This window comes from Pseudomonas sp. S30_BP2TU TE3576 (assembly GCF_050436025.1).
GTDB lineage: Bacteria > Pseudomonadota > Gammaproteobacteria > Pseudomonadales > Pseudomonadaceae > Aquipseudomonas.
Genome location: NZ_JBNDLK010000001.1, coordinates 4,525,055 through 4,542,428 on the forward strand (window position 1 = coordinate 4,525,055; position 17,374 = coordinate 4,542,428).

A 17,374-nucleotide genomic window follows, 5' to 3' on the forward strand; every position below is an offset into this window, starting at 1 on the left:
ATTATGAGCGTTAATGAATTGTTTGAAATAAGTAATCAGATTGAAGGAAGAAACCTGATTGAATTTGGAGATTTCAGCGGGGGGTGGCGCGATGTCTGGGCGGTTACTGGGCCTGTCGTTGTGCGTGAGGACAGTGCGACGGGTAAAACCTATTTGCAAATGACCAAGGGGGCTACGGTCACTCAAACCTTCCAGTTACCTGTGCGTCCCGACGAGGATGCAGTTTACTGGTTTTCTTTCGCCTATGAAGTGGTAGGCAACCAACCAAGTAGGGTCACTCTTACGACTGAAGGCGGAGAAGTAGTATTCGACGAGCCTTTCTTAAGCAGAAAAAGCCAAGAGGGCGCCGGGACTTCAGATGATGAAGTTCTGGTGGTTTTAAGGCCTTACGCACCGATTGCCATTGAGGGGCTTTCGAGGTCTGACACAAAGATAGACCTGGTGGTGACCAGTGCTGATAACGGAAATTTAGGTGGTATTAACGTGACGGACTTCAAGATTGATCTGCGCATTGTTCCTTTGGCGTTGAGTGAAATGTGGCTCGATGGTCGATCGATTCCAGTGGCTGTCTAGATTCGATGTGCAAAGATTAAAGCTTTCCGGCTCGCTTCCAGCTCAAATACTCCGTCACCAGCGCTGGCCCCAACTCCCCGGGCCGCACATCCATCACCAGCACTCCATGGGCGTTCAAGCGCTCATGGAGTTCGGCCCGTGCATTCAAGTAATCCACCATCCCGCAATACGCCAGTGCCTCGGGCAAGGTCTGCACAGGTGACTGGCGTAAAGTATCGAGCACGTCTTCGCGCAGGCTCGCCACCAGCACCTGATGCTGCTGGCTCAGGCGATTGACGGCCGAAAGCAATTCATCGTCGTCTTCGTCGTGCAGGTTGGTCACCAAGACTACCAGTGCCCGACGTTTTTGTCGTACCAGCAGTTGCGTTGCCGCCGCTTGATAGTCGGCGCTGCGTTGGGCGCTGTTCAAGTCATAAACGCTGTTGAGCAGTGTGTTGAGATGGCTGGTGCCTTTTACCGGCGCAAGGTAGCGCGGCTGTTCGCTGGCAAAGGTACTCAGGCCCACCGCGTCGCCCTGACGTAGCGCGACGTAGCTGAGCAACAGACAGGCGTTGAGGGCGTGATCGAAGTGCGACAGTTCATCATCCTGGCTGCGCATGTGCCGGCCGCAGTCGAGCATGAGGATGATCTGCTGGTCGCGTTCGTCCTGATACTCCCGGGCAATCGGCGTGCGTTGGCGGGCGGTGGCTTTCCAGTCGATCTGGCGCAGGCTGTCGCCTTCGCGAAATTCCCTTAGCTGGTGAAACTCCAGGCCCAGGCCGCGTCGTTGTCGCTGGCGCACGCCGAGCTGGCTGAGCCAGTTGTCCACCGCCAGCAGTTGGCCGCCGTAGAGGCGAGCGAAGTCGGGGTAGACGCGGGTGTGGTCGGTCACGCTGAGCAGACGTTTGCCGGACCACAGCCCCAATGGGCTCGGCAGGTTGATTTCGCAATGTTCGAAGGTGAAGTGGCCGCGCTTGAGCGGGCGTAGCCGATAGTCGATCCGGCTGTGCTGGCCGGGTTGCAGCTCGACCGTCAGCGGCAGGTTTTCGAAGCTCAGGCCATCCGGTACATGGTCGAAGATCTGAATGTTCAACGGCTGAGGAAAGTCATGCTCGACCTCCAGTCGCACTTCACTCCAGCGACCCAGCGCCAGGCTGCCGGGTATCTGCCGTTGCAGTCGGGGCGAGGGCAGGCGCTTGAGACGAACGGCGTCGAGTATGGCCAGGACGAGCAATGCCAGCAGCAAGCCCCAATTGATTGCCGCAAGGTTCGCAGGAACCGCGAACTCCAGTACTCGCAAAGTGCCCGACACGATGCCGCAGGCCAGCAGGATCAGCAGCCACACCAGCATCAGGCGCGAAGGTTTCACAACCGTGGCGCCGGCACTTGGTCGAGCATCTGCCGGAGCACCTGATCGACGTCCAGCCCTTCGATGTCCAGCTCCGGCGCGATGCGCACACGATGGCGCAGCACGGCCAGCGCGCAACCTTTTATGTCATCCGGGACCACGAACTCACCACCGCGCAGCAGCGCCCGGGCCCGACCGCAGCGCACCAGTGCGATGGACGCGCGTGGCCCGGCGCCGAGGGTCAGGCCGGGCCAGTTGCGGGTGGAGCGGGCCAGGCGCACGGCGTAATCGAGCACCTGATCGTCCAGCGCCAGGTCGCTGGCAATGCGTTGCAGGGCCAGCACATCCCTGGCCTGCAACAGCGTGCGCATGGGTTGGACATCCAGCATGTCGGCCCGGGTCGAGCGGCTGACCTGGCGCACCATGTTCAGCTCTTGCCCGGCGTCGGGGTAATCCATGCGCACCTTGAGCATGAAGCGGTCCAGCTCGGCTTCCGGCAACGGATAAGTGCCTTCCTGCTCGATGGGATTTTGCGTGGCGAGCACCATGAACGGTTGTGCAATCGGCAATGGCCGGCCTTCGAGGGTGACTTGCCGTTCCTGCATGGCTTCGAGCAGCGCCGCCTGGGTTTTCGCCGGGGCGCGGTTGATCTCGTCGGCCAACAACAGATTGGTGAACAGCGGGCCTTTGCGCAGCTTGAATTGCTCGGTCTGCAAGTCGTACACCGCATGCCCGGTGACGTCGCTGGGCATCAGGTCCGGGGTGAACTGAATGCGCGCGAATTCACCGCCGAAGCAACGGGCGAGGGCGCGCACCAGCAAGGTCTTGCCCAGCCCCGGTACGCCTTCAAGCAGTACATGACCACCGGCGATCAACGCCGTCAGCACATCGTCGATAACGTTGTCCTGACCGATCAACGCTTTTTGCAACTCATGGCGTACGGCCTGGGCCAGATGGCTGGCACGCTGACGTTGTTGAGCGGCATGGTCCGATACGTCGGGCTCGATGGGGTCACCCATGGCTGCCGCAGCCCTGCTAACCGTTACATGTGGTTTATCTTCCATAAATCAGTCACTTACCTAATCTGATTGTTTTCACGTACTTTTTACGCGTGGAACGAGTGAGTGACTGCCGATCTGCCTCATTGCAATCCTTGGCAACCCCCTCATTTGAGCGTTCGTCAGAGGTGGAGGTTAGTCGATGACGATCAGAGGGCACGCGATTTCAGAATCGGGAATTTGACCAGGGTGCTTTGTAGGCATGATTGGCAGGGAATGGCCGATTCTGTTGAAAAAGTCGGTTCTTCCAGACGGCCCGCATACCGACCGCTGAAAGCGCCTTTTTGCGCGCCGCTACGCGAAATCCGGGCCGGGGGGAATCCTCGGCTCAATGTAAAGATTTCAATCTCAAGCGCGTACTTTTCTACCGTGGAAACCATGGCCGACTGTTTTCAACAGACTCGGCCGAAAACTGCCGACCATCAAGGGCTGACCCGGAGCCGTCGGCGAACAGAACAATGGCAAATTACTGGCTATGCTTGGTCTGCTGTCGAAGCTGTTCAGGCAGTCCGGCAGGCTGCGCGGAAATGACCCGCAACGTGCCCTATGTCACCCGACTTTTGCTCATCCCGGACATGCAGGCCAAGGTCTGCACGCTCGCCAGAGGCGCAGAACGAGGCTGAGGAAATTGAAAGGAACAGAGCATCTGGCAAAAGTGATGGCCGACGTTCAGTTCTACAATGGAGAGCGAGGCGAATCGTTACCTGAAACGATGATGTCAAACACAACAAATGAAGATGATTTCGTTTTATCGCCGAAATGTTAAGAGACTGCTTCCGAGAGTAAAAGATTTCACCATGAAATTAGCATCGCCAAAGGCATTGCTTAGTGTCGAATAGTTGGTTGGCGTGACGCTTAAGACGTATAGCTTCGGTTGCTACTGGAGATTGTGAAATGGATTTTTTCAGGAACAAAAGCGCCGCAAAGCAAGCCATACCCACCCGTTCAAATAAGCCGCGCTCGACCAAATGGCACCGCATGTACTTTTTTCTTGCGGGATTCGACGTGCTGGTGGTTGTGCTGAGCGTGCTATTGAATCACCTGATCGTCGATACCTATCACCGCTCCATCAAGGCAAACCAGTCGTGGGTCCAACAGCTGTCGAGCTATTCAACGCTGGGCAGCCTGGCTTCCGCAGTCAATGCGCCGGGCAATAATGTGTTCGATACACATAATGTTGAAGCCGAATCGCGGAACATGGATGAAGCCTTGCGCGCCTTCAACGAGCATTTGGCAATGGCCAAAAAACAGTTGGAGGTACGGATCGCCAATGAGGCTGAACACAGTGCAGATATACAAGCCTTTACCCTTGCATTGAAGGATGAGGTGGGTGCAGTTGATGCCGCGATGGTCGAAATGGTGAACGAGGCCTTGCTGATCTTTTCCTACTTCAGGGAGGGGCAGTCGGATAATGCCGGCAAACGCATGGCAACGATGGACAGGAAGTTTGCCCTGTTGCTCGCCTCACTCAGTACCGTGCGGGATCGCGTTGGTCTGATTCAAAGCAAGCTCCTGGAGGAGGAGCTTGAGTCGGTCGAAGAACTGCGCCGGGTCGAATACGCGATCATGGTGTTCGTGCTACTGATGGTCAGTGCGGCCGTTATCTACGGGGGCAAGATCAGGCGCGAAATGGAGTCGCAAGCAGCTGAAAGGGAGGGTTATCTGGCAGTGCTGCGCGAAAGCGAGAAGCAGGCCCGCCAGCAAGCATCGCTGCTGGACAAGGCCCAGGACGCCATTGTCGTTCACGGGATGGATAACCGCATCCTGTACTGGAACAAAAGTGCCGAGCGTCTCTACGGTCTGTCAAAGGAAGAGGCACTCGGCAAATCGGCACAGGAGTTGATCTACCAGGGTAGCGCCGCTTTCAATGCGGCCACTAACAGCCTGATAGAAACGGGTGACTGTGCGGACGAAGTTACAATTCGACGCCGGGATGGCTGCACCATCACGCTCGAAAGTCATCGAACCCTGGTGCGAGACGATGATGGCCAGCCGCAATCCGTTCTGTCGATCAATACTGACATCACCCACCGTAAGACCGCTGAGCAAGAGGTCCAGCGTTTGGCCTTCTACGATCAGTTGACCGGGCTGGCCAACAGGCGGCTCATGTTGGACCGGTTACAGCATCTGCTGGCGGGCAGCTCCCGTAGCCTGCATACGAGCGCGATAATTCTCATTGACCTGGATAACTTCAAGGCACTGAACGACACGCTGGGGCATGACAGAGGCGACATGTTGCTGCAGCAAGTCGCTCTGCGCCTTTGCGGCTGCATACGCGAGAGCGACACCGTGGCTCGCCTGGGCGGAGACGAATTCGTCGTCCTGCTGGATGGCCTTAATGAGAGTCCTCCAGAAGCAGCTATCCAGGCCAAGGCTATTGGCGAAAAAATTCTCAACTCTCTGAACATTTCCTACCAGTTGGATGGCTATGCGCACCACAGCACCCCCAGCCTCGGCATTGCGCTGTTCCAGGGGCGGCTGAGCACAGTGGACGATATTATGAAGCGCGCTGACCTGGCGATGTATCGCGCCAAGGCGGCGGGCCGCAATACCATGCGCTTCTTCGATCCGGAAATGCAGGCGGTTGCCACGGCACGCGCCAGACTGGAAGTAGACTTGCGCCAAGGCTTGCAGGACAAAGAATTCCTTCTTCATTACCAGCCGCAGGTGAATAGTGAGGGCCGTATCATTGGCGCAGAGGCACTGATGAGATGGCAGAATCCTGAGCGCGGAGTCGTGTTTCCAGGCGAGTTCATTCCATTGGCAGAGGAAACGGGGTTGATTCTGCCCTTAGGCCGTTGGGCGCTGCAGGCAGCCTGCACTCAGCTGGTAGCCTGGGCAAAGCATTCGGAAACCGCCCGACTGGGTATGGCTGTGAATGTCAGCGCCCGCCAGTTTCACCATCCGGACTTCGTCGAGGATGTACTGCAAGTACTGAGATACACGGGGGCCGATCCGAAGAAATTGAAACTGGAACTGACCGAAGGCCTGCTGATAGAGGATATGGAAGGTACTGTCGCCAAAATGATCGAGTTGAAAGAGATCGGCATAGGCCTTTCGCTGGATGATTTCGGAACCGGCTACTCGTCACTGTCATACCTCAAGAGCCTTCCGCTGGATCAACTCAAGATCGACCAGTCCTTCATCAGAGATGTGCTGGTTGATCCCAACGACGCCGCCATCGCCTGCGCGATTGTGAGCCTGAGCCAGATATTGGGGCTTTCGGTGATTGCAGAAGGTGTGGAGACAGAAGCTCAGCGCACCTTTCTGGTCAAGCATGGCTGCCAGACCTACCAGGGCTTCCTGTTTTCCCCGCCACTGCCAGCCGAACAATTTGAGGCGTATGTTCACGAAAGATTAATGGCGAGCACTGATTTCCCATGAACCAAGACTAAATCGCCATAACTTCGCAGGTGCCTGGGAATGTCCGCTTTCGGCTGTGGATTCAACCCAATGCGGACGTCATTGGTGACCCCGGCGATGATCAGTTTCTTGCGCCCCGTAGCCTTGACCGCTGAGGCGAAGTTCTCATCGTCCAACATCTCAGGCTATGAGCTCGTAAGGTGTCAGATCATAGGGCGTTCCTCAAGGATTGCAGGTGGGCGACCTGACGGCTGAATTCAACGCTGGAAAGCCGTTGCTTCGGTCGTGGGCTCATGGCCTGGCTGATGGCGCGTGTGGGTTGGCCGGTCAGGCGTGCGAGCACCAGCCATTGTTCGGCAACGCCGAGTTGTTCAAAACCGGGATGGCGACGCCGCACGCGGCGCAGGATGTCTTGCTGCAAGGCTTGCAGCAGGCCGGCCTGACCGTTGCGGCGCAACAGGAAGTCGGCACTGGCACGCAGGTGTTCCTGCAATTGCCGGCGCGCTTTCGGTGCCGGCTCCTGCAACGGCCCCTGACGCACGCCAACGTGCCAGAAACCAAGGCCGATCAAAGCGAGCAACGCGACCAGCGCCTGGGGAAAATTGCGCAGCAGCAAGGTCGGCAGGTTGTCGTGATCGGTATTGAAAATCAGCGTCACGCGGGTATCGGCGGTCAGGTACCAGAGCAGCCAGGCATTGTCGAACTGACCAATGGCCGGGGTTTTCCACAAGTCGGCATCGGTGACCACGGTGATCGAGCCGCGCCCGTGGCTGAGCTGCATCATGTGCGTGGCCCTGGCGCTGTTGGCCCAGGCTTGGGCGAGGTTTTTCGGGTCTTCGAGATGGAACGCGGTATTGAAACCGGCATAGGCCGGGGCGTCTTCGTTTTCCAGATAGAGCTTGGTCAGTAGCGGGAAAGGATCGTCGCCGACATTGGGCGGCGGTTCCTTGAGGTCTTTGCTCAGGGACTGGTGCAGTTGCACCCGATCGAGCAGCAGGTCATTGCTGTGGCCGAGTTTTTCATTCCACAGCGACTCGGCGACGAACAGGAGCCGCCCGCCGGCCCGGGTCCAGTTCATGACCTGGTCGATCTGTCGTGGGGTCATGTTGTTGCGGTTCCCGAGCAACAGCAGGCTGCGTCGACGCGGGTCGAGACTGGGCAGGATGTCGAGGCCATTGGCGTGCTCGACGCTCAGGCCATGCTGGCGCAGGAAGAGCTCCGCCGCCAGATAAGGGTTGGCCCTGGCTTCGGGGGAGGGACCGTGGTCGATTACGGTCTGGTAAGGGATAACCTTGAGGTACAGATAAACGCTCAGCGCGACCACCGACACGGCGATCAACGCCGCGGCTATCGCCCCCCAGCGCCGACTCAACGGGCGGCCCCGGGGCCGAACAATACACGCCAGCCGTTACACAATTGCTGTTGCACCTGATCGGGCGGCAGGCGATGACCATAAGCCATGTTTTGCCAGTGCCCGGTCAGGTTTGTGCTATAGGCCAGCAAGGCCGGTTGCTGTAACAGTTCGACACGCCGAAGAACCTGCCCTTCGGTGTCGGCGGCTTTGAGCGTGATGTTGAAGTCGTGCACCAGGCGGCTGAGCAGGCCGCGATAGAGCAAGCCGAGCGCTTCGCGCGGGTTAGTCTGCCAGAGGCTTTCAGCGCTGGAGGCAATGTCCGCGGGCAGGGACTCGGGCTTGAGGTCCAGGCCGAACGCCTGCTGTGGTAACGGCCGCGGGGCTTTAGCATTCAGTGCCGGTCGTCGGCTGACGAACGCCTGCAACCAGTCGCGATAGCGCCAGATCAACAGACCGATGGCTGCGACGACCGTGCCCCACAGTACGATTTCAATCAGTGTCGCCAAGGCCCCGAAGTGCTGCCCCTCAAACAGCTTCAACAGGGCCTTCAGCCATTGCGGTGTATTGCCGTCGTCCGGGGCTCCGGCGCCCGGTTGGTCTTCGCCCAAACGGTAGCGTGTCACCGTTTCCCGGTTCTTGAAGGGCGGCTGCTCGAGGATTGCCTTGATGTTGTCCCTGGAGGCCTGGCTGCTCAGGGGCTGGCCCAGCAGGCGCGGGCTGTCGGGCGAGATGGCGGGTTCGGCGGCCCACGTGCTGTGTGTGGTCGGCATCAGCACAATCACGGCGATCAACAGGACAGCCCCTGCACTGACGAGACGCTGGCGCATCCGGCGGAACACCAGCTCGATATCCCAGGCCTCCAGAACGGTGCGCCGGTTCAGGTAAAGGCTGAAACCGCAGGCGACATAGACCGGTTCCCAGACCACCAGTACCAAGGCATAAAACGCGTTGGTCAGGTGTTCCAGCCAGCGCCAGTCCTGGGTGGCCGCGGAAATCAGCGACTGCCACCTCCAGTCGAGCGTGACCTGTTGTGGCAGGAGCAGATAGAACAGCACCATCAAGCCGATCCACAACGCACCTTCGAGATGCGCACCGATGATCGTCAGCCATCGCGCCGCGCCACCGTCTCGTTGCAGCAATACGTGCAAACGCTGCTGTCGCGCGTGTCCGTCCAGGCCTTCCAGTTGCATCACCGGCATCAGGAAGCTGCGGTGCAGGCTCAGGCGGCGCCAGGTCAGGCTGGCCAGCAGTTGTGGCTTGAGCAACCGTGGCCATTGATAGAGGGCCTGCTTGAGCGTCGGCGTTTCACCGAATAGGGCTTTGGACAGGATGTACAAGGGCAGGCGTTCGAACGCCGGCTTCAGCCACCAGAAAATGAACACGGCGAGAGAGGGCGAATCCCGGAATCCCCAACTGAGCAGCGCAAAAAACGGCAAGGTGACCATGGCCCAACTGGTCATCAACAGGCGTCGGTGACGCTGGCTCAGAAGCACGCCGAGGTCCATGGCTTCCCAGGTCGGGCGTGGGCGAATCACCACTGTGGCGTCACTCAGGCGCATGGCGATGACGTCCGGCAAACACGAGATAAACCACCACCAGCAACCAGAGCGCCGCGCCGACCAGGTACTTGGTCTGGTGTGACGGGTGAGTCATTGACGACCAGTAGGCTTCGATAAATGCCGCGATCAACAGAAACAGCATGACGCCACAGATCAGCAGCACACTCTTGCGCGCTGCCAGGCGCAAGGCCTCGGCGCGTGGCAGGCGCCCCGGGGCGATCAACGCCCAGCCCAGCTTCAGGCCGGCGGCACCGGCCAGGGCGATGGCGCTGAGTTCGAAAGCGCCGTGGCCGATCACGAATGACCAAAAGGTTTGCCCGTAGCCGATGTAAGTCAGGTGGCCGGCCACTGCACCGATCATCAGACCGTTGAAGATCAGGAAAAACACGCTGCCCAGGCCAAACAGCAAACCGCTGGCGAAGGTCTGAAAGGCAATGCCGATGTTGTGCATGATGTAGTAGCCGAACATCGCCCAGTCCTCACTGGCGGCCCGTTCCGCCGTGCGCCCGAGGTGACCGGCAACGGGGTCGTACAGGCTTTGCATTTCACTGACCTGCCTGGGGGGGATCAGGTTGTAGACCAGGTCCGGGTACAGGTACACCAGCAGCGCGAAACCGGCCATGCTGGCAAAAAACAGCAGGCTGGCGACGAGTACGAAGCGCCACTGTTCGCGCACCAGCCGCGGGAAACCGGCCAGGATGAATGCCAGCACATTGCCCCCCAAATGGCTGCGGTGACGGTAAAGCTGTTGATGCCCGCGCAGCACTTGTTGCTGCAGCGAGTCGATCAGAAAACTGCTGTAGCCGCGCTCCCTGGCCAGTGCCAGGTGTTGGCAGAGGCGTCGGTAGTCCCTCGGGAAATTGCCGGCCCCGGTGGCTTGCCTGTCGTGCTCCAATTGCTCGAGCAGGCGAGCGAACTGTTCCCATTCGGCCTTGTGCCGGTTTTCAAAAAGGCTTTGTTTCATGGCGGCCCCAACAAGCCGCGGGCGATGCCGTTGAGTTCAGTCACCGTCTGCGGGGCCTGGACTTGCAACGGTTGGGCGAGGATCTCGGCGAGTTCATCGACCCGGGCCCTGGAGAGTTCGCCCTGGCGCTCGGCAAAACCGAGAATGGCTCGTTGTTCGGTGAGTGTCAGGGCAAAGGCCGGGCGGCGGGGCTGGGCTTCGGGGAGTTCGGGGCGGGTGTGCGCTTGTTCGCGGTAGATCACCAGGGTCCCGGCGGCGATATCGCCAAGGCGCTTGAATTGAGGATGTTGCAGGCAACTGATGGCTCCGAGGCAGTAGCCGAACGGCAACAGGTCGACAACGCGCAACAGGTTGCGCAGCAGCGACGCGGACCAGCCGACCGGGGTGCCATCGTCATGCACCACTCGTATTCCCATCCATAGCTTGCCCGGCGAGCGTCCGTGGTTGAGGACCTCGAACAGCACCATGTACCACCAGCTCACCACGAACAGCAGGATTGACCCCAGTCCGGCACCCGGTTTGCCGAGCATCGCCAGTGCCATGAACAGCACGCCCAGGACCAGGCCGCGCAAAACAAGATCAATGGCGAACGCCAGCGCACGGACCATCAACCCGGCCGGGCGCAACGGCAGGTCGACGCCCTCCGGCGTTTCGACGTGATACCGCGTATCCAGTGGCGGTGACAGCGGCGCATTCCCTCGCAGTGCTGTGGTCTCGAGCATGGGCAACCTGATGATGTGGCCTGGATCGGGATTGTGTATCCATTCGATGCTAGCAGCCTATTCGAGGGGCGGGGGCGGGGGGAAACGACATAACTGTGTATCGCCTGGTGAGTCGCGCCAGATGCTTGAATGACAAGACTACTGGCCGGGACGGGAGCTGAACGCCTAGACTTTGCCGATCTTCAGTTCAGGAACCGCCCGTGACTTCCATCTTCTGGTACGACTACGAAACCACTGGCATCAATCCCCGTTGCGACCGTCCGTTGCAAATGGCCGGCCTGCGCACTGACTTCGATCTCAATGAAATCGATGAGCCGGTCAATCTTTACTGCCAGCCCAGTGACGACATCCTGCCGCATCCTGCCGCCTGCACGATCACGGGAATCACCCCCGGGCAACTGCAAGCGCAAGGCTTGAGCGAAGCCGATTTCATGACCCGGGTGCATGCCCAGCTCGCAGCGCCGGGCACCTGTGGCGCGGGATATAACACCTTGCGTTTCGACGACGAAATGACCCGCTACAGCCTGTACCGCAACTTTTTCGACCCTTATGCACGGGAGTGGCAGGGCGGCAACAGCCGCTGGGACCTGATCGATGTGGTGCGCGCCGCTTATGCCTTGCGCCCCGATGGCATGCAATGGCCGACGGACGACGAGGGGCGGGTCACGCTCAAACTCGAGCGCCTGACCGCTGCCAATGGCATCGATCATGGCAATGCCCACGAAGCGCTGTCGGACGTTCGCGCGACGATCGCCCTGGCACGCCTGATACGGGAAAAACAGCCAAAGCTGTACGACTGGCTGTTTCAGTTGCGCAGCAAGCAAAAAGTCATGGACCAGATACGCCTGCTGCAACCGCTGGTGCATGTTTCCGGGCGTTTTTCGGCCGCGCGCAGCTATGTGGGGGTGGTGTTGCCGCTGGCCTGGCACCCACGCAACAAGAACGCTCTGATCGTCTGTGATCTGCACCTCGATCCTCAGAGCCTGCTCGACCTGGATGCCGAAAGTTTGCGCCAGCGCTTGTATTCCCGCCGCGAGGAACTGGCCGAAGGTGAGTTGCCGGTGCCGTTGAAACTGATTCACATCAACAAGTGCCCGGTAGTGGCACCGTTGTCGGTACTTCGCAAGGAAGATCAACAGCGCCTGGGGCTGGATATGGCACTGTATCAGCAGCGGGTGTTGCGGCTAAATGACGCGCAGAAAGTTTGGCTGGATAAAATTCTGGCGATTTATGCCCGCGAAGATTTTTCCCCGAACCAGGATCCGGAGCAACAGTTATACGATGGATTTATCGGTGATCGGGATCGGCGATTGTGTGAGCAAGTCAGAACCGTTGACCCGATGCAATTGGCACAAGAGCAGTGGCCTTTCGATGACGAACGTTTGCCTGAATTGCTGTTTCGATATCGCGCACGCAACTTTCCCGACACGTTGAATTCCGAAGAGCACGAGCGCTGGCGAATATTCTGTCAGAAACGTTTGTCAGAACCCGAGTGGGGGGCGCCAAATACCCTTGAAAGTTTTGTAGAGACCGCGGCCCAATTGAGCGTTAGTGCTACTCCGTTTCAGCAGGGGGTGCTCAGTGAGTGGCAGGATTATGTCCAGGGATTGCGCCAGCGTTTGAATCTTTGAAATCGAACATGCCAGGGCATAAATACCGCGCATAAAAAAAACGCCAGCATTTGCTGGCGTTATTTTTTGTCACGGATCCATCTGCGACAAGCTCTGGGGCTTAGCCCAGCAGGGTAGCCCAACCTTCCACCACGTCACCGCCCCACTTGGCTTTCCACTCTTTCAGAGTCTTGTGGTTGCCACCTTTGGTTTCGATGACTTCACCGTTGTGCGGGTTTTTGTATTGTTTAACTTTGCGAGCACGCTTGGTGCCGGTAGTTTTTACTGCAGCGCCACGAGGTGCTTTGGTTTTGGATTCTGGATCCAACAGCGCGATGATGTCACGCAGGGACTTGGAGTATTCGCCCATCAGGGTGCGCAGTTTGCCTTCGAATTCCAGCTCGGTTTGCAGTTTGTCGTCTTGGGACAGGTTCTTCAAACGGGCTTGCAGCTCTTTGATAGCTTCTTCAGTGGCGCGATATTCGTTGATCAAGGACATGTGGACTTACCTTATGTTGTGCGCTGGATGGCAGGTGACAGTGCGGCAATAATAGTCACGGTGTTTCATCAAGTAAACATTTAAGCCAGGTTTATTTAATTTAGTTGCTGTGGTTTCGGCGCACATTGGTAATGCAGTTGTAAGTGTGGTCCGGGTCTGACAGATATACATAAATTAACAAATGACTGGCACCGCTAGAGCATCTGTGCGAACGCGCACTGGCGTTGTCCGACCTGTCGCGCCGACCTTCCGACAGGGCGAAACGTCAACAATACTGCAGTTTTGCTGCGCAATCGCTAGAATGGCGGCCTTTGCGAAGTTCTGGAGTTCCCCCCTCATGCGCACTTTTCGTCTGGTGATTTCTTGCCCGGACCGTGTTGGCATCGTTGCCAAAGTCAGTAACTTTCTGGCATCACACAACGGCTGGATCACTGAAGCGAGCCATCACTCGGACAATCTCAGTGGCTGGTTCTTCATGCGTCACGAAATCCGTGCCGACTCCCTGCCATTTGGTATCGAGGCGTTTCGCGAAGCTTTTGCCCCGATCGCCGAAGAGTTCTCGATGGACTGGCGCATCACTGATACCGCACAAAAGAAACGCGTCGTCCTGATGGCCAGCCGCGAGTCGCACTGCCTGGCCGACTTGCTGCACCGCTGGCACAGCGATGAACTGGACTGCGAAATTTCCTGCGTCATTTCCAACCATGATGACTTGCGCAGCATGGTGGAGTGGCATGGCATTCCGTATTACCACGTCCCGGTCAATCCGCAGGACAAGCAGCCGGCCTTCGCCGAGGTTTCGCGCCTGGTCAAACAGCACGATGCCGAAGTAGTGGTGCTTGCCCGCTACATGCAAATCCTGCCGCCCGAATTGTGCGGTGAATACGCGCACAAGGTCATCAATATTCACCACAGCTTCCTGCCGTCGTTCGTCGGTGCCAAGCCGTATCACCAGGCCTCCCTGCGTGGCGTGAAGCTGATCGGCGCGACCTGCCACTATGTGACCGAAGAGCTGGATGCCGGCCCGATCATCGAGCAGGACGTGGTGCGTGTCAGCCACAGCGACAGCATCGAAGACATGGTGCGTTTCGGCCGTGATGTCGAGAAAATGGTGCTGGCCCGTGGCCTGCGTTATCACCTGGAAGACCGGGTGCTGGTGCACGGCAACAAAACCGTCGTTTTCTGACAGACCGGCGGCACCGTTGAAATTCGAAGGGCCTGGGCGTTCAATCGCTTCAGGCCCTTCGCCGTTTCTGCACTGAGGACATGACCATGGCCGATCCACTGGACAAAGCCACATCCAAGGCTCCCGCCACGCTGGGCGAGGGCTGCCTGAGCCGCTACGACCCGGATGACATGGGGCCTGAAACGGGTACCGAGTTTCCGGATGCCGCGCAGTTGTGGGAACAGTTGCAGCAGGTGCCCGACGACAAACCTAAGCCTGCCTGAGTTTCATCAGCTTCTTCAGCAGCGGCCGGCCCAGCATCAGCAAGAACACCGGGCTACCGACCAGCAAGTAGAAGTAATACGTCACCGCCCGCCAAATCAGAATCGCCGCTGCCGCCGTGGACTTTCCGACCATGGGCGCCAGCAGCGCGGCGGACGTCAGTTCAGCCGCCCCGGCTCCACCGGGCAAAAGGCTGAATTGTCCGGCACTCAGTGCAAGCATCTGGATCAGAAAACACCAGGCCCACTGCAAATCCGCGCCAAGCCCGCGCAACGCCAGGTACAGCACGCTGTAGCGCAGGGCCCAATGCACACAGGTCAGGGCGAATACCTTGAGCAAGGTCTGCACGGGCAACCTCAGGGTGTCGGTAAACGCCGCCAGAAACTGCAGGAGCTTGCGCGCCCAACGCATTCGCGTGGCCGCTTTGACATTGAGTCGGGCGAGCCAGCGGCCGCTCAGGCGAATCAATAAACGGTGATACCGGGCTACCATGACGCAACTGATCAGGCCGCCGAACAGCGAGACGGCGCTGACCATCAGCAACCATTCCATGCGCTGGCTGAGGTGCTGGAACAGTGCGTAAATCAGAATCCCGCTCAGGGCACAGAGGAAAAACAACAAGTCACTCAGTTGGTCCATGGCAAACACTGCGCTGCCCCTGGCCGGGCGCACGCCGTGACGCGCCAGCAAGGCCATGATCGTCAGAGGTCCGCCACTGCCGCCGGGGGTGGCGCAGTAGGCAAATTCGGCGGCCATCACCACACCGAGGCTCCTGAGCCGGCTGACCCGGTCGCATTGATCCCCCAGCAACAGGCGCAAACGCAAGGTGTTCACTGCCCAGCACAGCAGGATCATGCTGAACATGACGAGCAGCCACGGCATTGGAAAACCGTCCAGTCGTGACCAGGTCTCGCTGCCACCCAGCAGTGCCGGAATCAGCAGCGCCGCGAGCAGGCCAACGAGCAACAGCAGTGCGCCACTCACGCGGCACGACCCATGTGGTCGTCATGCAGTGCCAGCCAGTGGGCCTTGGTCATCGGAACTCGTCCGTTATTAAGCAGGCGTTCGAGGGTTTGTAGCCAGTATCGGCGCGAAAACTCATGGCGCATGTCCTCCGGGTGCAGGCCCAGGCGAATCACCGGGGCGTGCTGCCAGCGTCGTTCACGGCGGTCGCTGACGAGCTTCGATACACCCCGGCGCCAGGCACTGCGTGCACTCCAGACCAGCCCCGGCGCTCCGATCGCGGTGAAATCCGGCAAACGGTATAAATGCTGCGAGTCGCTGGTGTAGCTCAGCGGCAATTGGCGCAATGCCTGGCGAGTGCCCGGGCTCATCAGCCAGGCCGGGGCGACGAACCCTTCCAGCGGCCAGTCATGACGGTGGAACATCTCGATGCCCGAACGCAGGCGGGCGAGGGCGTCTTCTCGCGACAAACGGTAAAACTCGCCTTCTTGGGTGTAGACCCGACGCATGAACCAGTCTCGGGGATTACCGGTCATCGGCCCGTCGTCGCAGTGGAAGTAACCGTGCAGCGCCAGTTCGTCACCCCGGGTGACCCGTGCAGAGAGCTGGCGGCGAAATTCCGGATGGGCGGCCAGGTCGTTGTGTTGATGGAAGTCCGGCACCACCAGCCAGGTGATCGGCACGCCACCCAAGGCGTCGACGGCTTGCACAAAAGGCTGGTAATCGGCCCAGGTTGGCGGTGCCACGTCGTGCAGTACCAGTAACAAGCCGGATTTGTTCATGAACTCAACCATTGGCCGTCAGCGGCCATTGGCTGCCGAGCACAGCGTGGTAGTGGCGCAGCAAGCTGCTGACCACCGTGTCCCAGGCGTAGTGCCGTTCGACATGTAATCGAGCGTGTTTGCCCAGCTCTGCGCTGCCCGAGTCAAACAGTTCTCGAACGGCGCTGGCCATCGCGGCGGGGTTGTTCGGTGCGCAGAGCACACCGCAGTCATCGTTGACGATTTCCTCGAAGGCCCCGGCCGCCACGGCCACCACCGGAATGCCGCTGGCCATGGCTTCCAGTAACACCAGGCCGAAAGTTTCCTGATCACCGGCGTGCAACAGTGCATCGGCACTGGCCATCAGGCGGGCAACGTGTGCGGCCGGGCAGAACTGGTCGATCACTGTCACGTTGGGCGGCACGGCCGTGGGCATCGACGAGCCAACCAGCAACAGGTGATAGCGGCGGCCCAGGCGATTCATGCAGTCGAGCAGCACCGGCAGATTCTTTTCCTTGGAACCGCGTCCGGCGAAGATCAAGAGGTAGGTGTTTTCGTCCAGGCCCAACTCGGCTCGCAGCCCGGGGTCTCTGGCATCGGGATTGAAGGTTTGCAGGTCAACGCCGAGTGGTTGCACAAACACATTCCTGACCCCAAGCCCGGTGAGCTTGTCAGCCATGACCCGACTGGGCGCCAGGACCCGGTCGAAGTTGCCGTAGAGCTTGCTGACATAGGCCTCGACGTTGTTGGTCACCCAATTGCCCATGCGGTTGCGGACCAATAGCGGCAGGTCCGAATGATAGAAACCGATGACCGGTACATCGAGTTGGCGCCGTGCATCCAGCGCTGCCCATGCGGTGAGATAGGGGTCGCCGACTTCGATCAGATCGGGTTGCAAGTCTTGCAGGACATTGCGCCAGGGCGCGAGACGCAGAGGAAAGCGATAACCCTTGCCGAAGGGCAGGGCGGGTGCCGGAACCGTGTAGATGCCATCCTGCTCGCTAAAAGACGATCCGGGAATCAGCAAGCTGTGGCGAATGCCCGGTTTGATCCCCAAACGACGGTGTTTGGCATCCAGGTAAGTGCGTACGCCACCGCTGGCAGGGGCGTAGAACATGGTGATGTCAGCGATATGCACGATGAACAATCCTCCGGTCCCGGTACTCCCTTGGTT

The 17,374-nt window shown here is 59.1% G+C and carries 15 protein-coding genes and 1 pseudogene; 5 read left to right on the forward strand and 11 right to left on the reverse strand.

Annotated elements, in window-relative coordinates; all coding sequences use genetic code 11:
- Positions 1-3: 3 nt before the first annotated feature.
- On the forward strand, positions 4-573 hold the full coding sequence (locus ABIA48_RS20630; protein WP_429490974.1) for a hypothetical protein: 570 nt from the start codon (positions 4-6) through the stop codon (positions 571-573).
- 16 nt (positions 574-589) lie between these two features.
- Here the strand turns inward: ABIA48_RS20630 and ABIA48_RS20635 are convergent, their stop codons facing one another.
- Positions 590-1,921: a DUF58 domain-containing protein gene (locus tag ABIA48_RS20635; RefSeq protein WP_429490976.1), complete on the reverse strand. Its 1,332-nt coding sequence runs from the start codon at positions 1,919-1,921 to the stop codon at positions 590-592.
- On the reverse strand, positions 1,918-2,919 hold the full coding sequence (locus tag ABIA48_RS20640) for an AAA family ATPase (RefSeq protein ID WP_429490977.1): 1,002 nt from the start codon (positions 2,917-2,919) through the stop codon (positions 1,918-1,920). Before ABIA48_RS20640 ends, ABIA48_RS20635 begins: the two co-directional genes overlap by 4 nt.
- A 933-nt stretch (positions 2,920-3,852) precedes the next feature.
- Here ABIA48_RS20640 and ABIA48_RS20645 point away from each other — a divergent pair.
- Positions 3,853-6,342 (forward strand): putative bifunctional diguanylate cyclase/phosphodiesterase, encoded by a 2,490-nt coding sequence (locus ABIA48_RS20645; protein ID WP_429490979.1) that lies wholly within the window; start codon positions 3,853-3,855, stop codon positions 6,340-6,342.
- Between the two features lie 74 nt (positions 6,343-6,416).
- Here the strand turns inward: ABIA48_RS20645 and ABIA48_RS20650 are convergent.
- The 5 genes and pseudogenes from ABIA48_RS20650 to ABIA48_RS20670 all read right to left on the reverse strand — a co-directional run.
- Positions 6,417-6,497 (reverse strand): annotated as a pseudogene (locus ABIA48_RS20650) (isochorismatase family protein); the annotation flags it as partial.
- A gap of 32 nt (positions 6,498-6,529) precedes the next feature.
- A complete protein-coding gene (locus tag ABIA48_RS20655) occupies positions 6,530-7,693 on the reverse strand; it encodes a DUF4350 domain-containing protein (RefSeq protein ID WP_429490981.1) in 1,164 nt (387 codons plus the stop codon).
- Positions 7,690-9,234 (reverse strand): DUF4129 domain-containing protein, encoded by a 1,545-nt coding sequence (locus ABIA48_RS20660; protein WP_429490983.1) that lies wholly within the window; start codon positions 9,232-9,234, stop codon positions 7,690-7,692. Before ABIA48_RS20660 ends, ABIA48_RS20655 begins: the two co-directional genes overlap by 4 nt.
- A complete protein-coding gene (locus ABIA48_RS20665) occupies positions 9,221-10,198 on the reverse strand; it encodes a stage II sporulation protein M (protein WP_429490985.1) in 978 nt (325 codons plus the stop codon). Before ABIA48_RS20665 ends, ABIA48_RS20660 begins: the two co-directional genes overlap by 14 nt.
- Positions 10,195-10,920: an RDD family protein gene (locus ABIA48_RS20670; protein ID WP_429490987.1), complete on the reverse strand. Its 726-nt coding sequence runs from the start codon at positions 10,918-10,920 to the stop codon at positions 10,195-10,197. The genes ABIA48_RS20665 and ABIA48_RS20670 overlap by 4 nt, the downstream gene beginning before the upstream one ends.
- A gap of 200 nt (positions 10,921-11,120) precedes the next feature.
- Between ABIA48_RS20670 and sbcB the strand changes: the two genes are divergently transcribed.
- Positions 11,121-12,551 (forward strand): exodeoxyribonuclease I, encoded by a 1,431-nt coding sequence (gene sbcB / locus ABIA48_RS20675; protein ID WP_310054285.1) that lies wholly within the window; start codon positions 11,121-11,123, stop codon positions 12,549-12,551.
- A gap of 100 nt (positions 12,552-12,651) precedes the next feature.
- Here sbcB and mvaT read toward each other — a convergent pair whose 3' ends face one another.
- Entirely contained in the window at positions 12,652-13,029 is a 378-nt protein-coding gene (gene mvaT, locus ABIA48_RS20680; protein WP_007986150.1) for a histone-like nucleoid-structuring protein MvaT, read from the reverse strand.
- A gap of 337 nt (positions 13,030-13,366) precedes the next feature.
- Between mvaT and purU the strand changes: the two genes are divergently transcribed.
- Together purU and ABIA48_RS20690 are read left to right on the forward strand one after the other, a co-directional pair.
- A complete protein-coding gene (gene purU / locus ABIA48_RS20685) occupies positions 13,367-14,215 on the forward strand; it encodes a formyltetrahydrofolate deformylase (protein ID WP_429490990.1) in 849 nt (282 codons plus the stop codon).
- An 86-nt stretch (positions 14,216-14,301) separates the two neighbouring features.
- Positions 14,302-14,478, forward strand: coding sequence for a hypothetical protein (locus tag ABIA48_RS20690; protein ID WP_204930245.1), 177 nt, complete (start codon positions 14,302-14,304; stop codon positions 14,476-14,478).
- Here ABIA48_RS20690 and ABIA48_RS20695 read toward each other — a convergent pair.
- From ABIA48_RS20695 to ABIA48_RS20705, 3 genes are read right to left on the reverse strand one after another with little or no spacing between them, the layout of a single operon-like run.
- Positions 14,465-15,460, reverse strand: a complete 996-nt coding sequence (locus ABIA48_RS20695) for a lysylphosphatidylglycerol synthase transmembrane domain-containing protein (protein ID WP_429490992.1) — start codon at positions 15,458-15,460, stop codon at positions 14,465-14,467. The two genes, ABIA48_RS20690 and ABIA48_RS20695, sit on opposite strands and share 14 nt — an antisense overlap.
- Positions 15,457-16,233, reverse strand: coding sequence for a DUF2334 domain-containing protein (locus ABIA48_RS20700; RefSeq protein WP_429490994.1), 777 nt, complete (start codon positions 16,231-16,233; stop codon positions 15,457-15,459). The genes ABIA48_RS20695 and ABIA48_RS20700 overlap by 4 nt, the downstream gene beginning before the upstream one ends.
- Complete coding sequence (locus ABIA48_RS20705) at positions 16,226-17,338, reverse strand: glycosyltransferase family 4 protein (protein ID WP_429490995.1); 1,113 nt, start codon at positions 17,336-17,338, stop codon at positions 16,226-16,228. The genes ABIA48_RS20700 and ABIA48_RS20705 overlap by 8 nt, the downstream gene beginning before the upstream one ends.
- Between the last annotated feature and the right edge of the window lie 36 nt (positions 17,339-17,374).

Bases quoted from the DNA above. Each gene is read 5' to 3' on its own strand.
- ABIA48_RS20640 (WP_429490977.1), bottom strand. From the start codon at position 2,919: ATGGGTGACCCCATCGAGCCCGACGTATCGGACCATGCCGCTCAACAA.
- ABIA48_RS20645 (WP_429490979.1), top strand. From the start codon at position 3,853: ATGGATTTTTTCAGGAACAAAAGCGCCGCAAAGCAAGCCATACCCACC.
- ABIA48_RS20690 (WP_204930245.1), top strand. From the start codon at position 14,302: ATGGCCGATCCACTGGACAAAGCCACATCCAAGGCTCCCGCCACGCTG.
- ABIA48_RS20700 (WP_429490994.1), bottom strand. From the start codon at position 16,233: ATGGTTGAGTTCATGAACAAATCCGGCTTGTTACTGGTACTGCACGAC.
- ABIA48_RS20665 (WP_429490985.1), bottom strand. From the start codon at position 10,198: ATGAAACAAAGCCTTTTTGAAAACCGGCACAAGGCCGAATGGGAACAG.
- ABIA48_RS20630 (WP_429490974.1), top strand. From the start codon at position 4: ATGAGCGTTAATGAATTGTTTGAAATAAGTAATCAGATTGAAGGAAGA.
- ABIA48_RS20670 (WP_429490987.1), bottom strand. From the start codon at position 10,920: ATGCTCGAGACCACAGCACTGCGAGGGAATGCGCCGCTGTCACCGCCA.
- mvaT (WP_007986150.1), bottom strand. From the start codon at position 13,029: ATGTCCTTGATCAACGAATATCGCGCCACTGAAGAAGCTATCAAAGAG.
- ABIA48_RS20660 (WP_429490983.1), bottom strand. From the start codon at position 9,234: ATGCGCCTGAGTGACGCCACAGTGGTGATTCGCCCACGCCCGACCTGG.
- purU (WP_429490990.1), top strand. From the start codon at position 13,367: ATGCGCACTTTTCGTCTGGTGATTTCTTGCCCGGACCGTGTTGGCATC.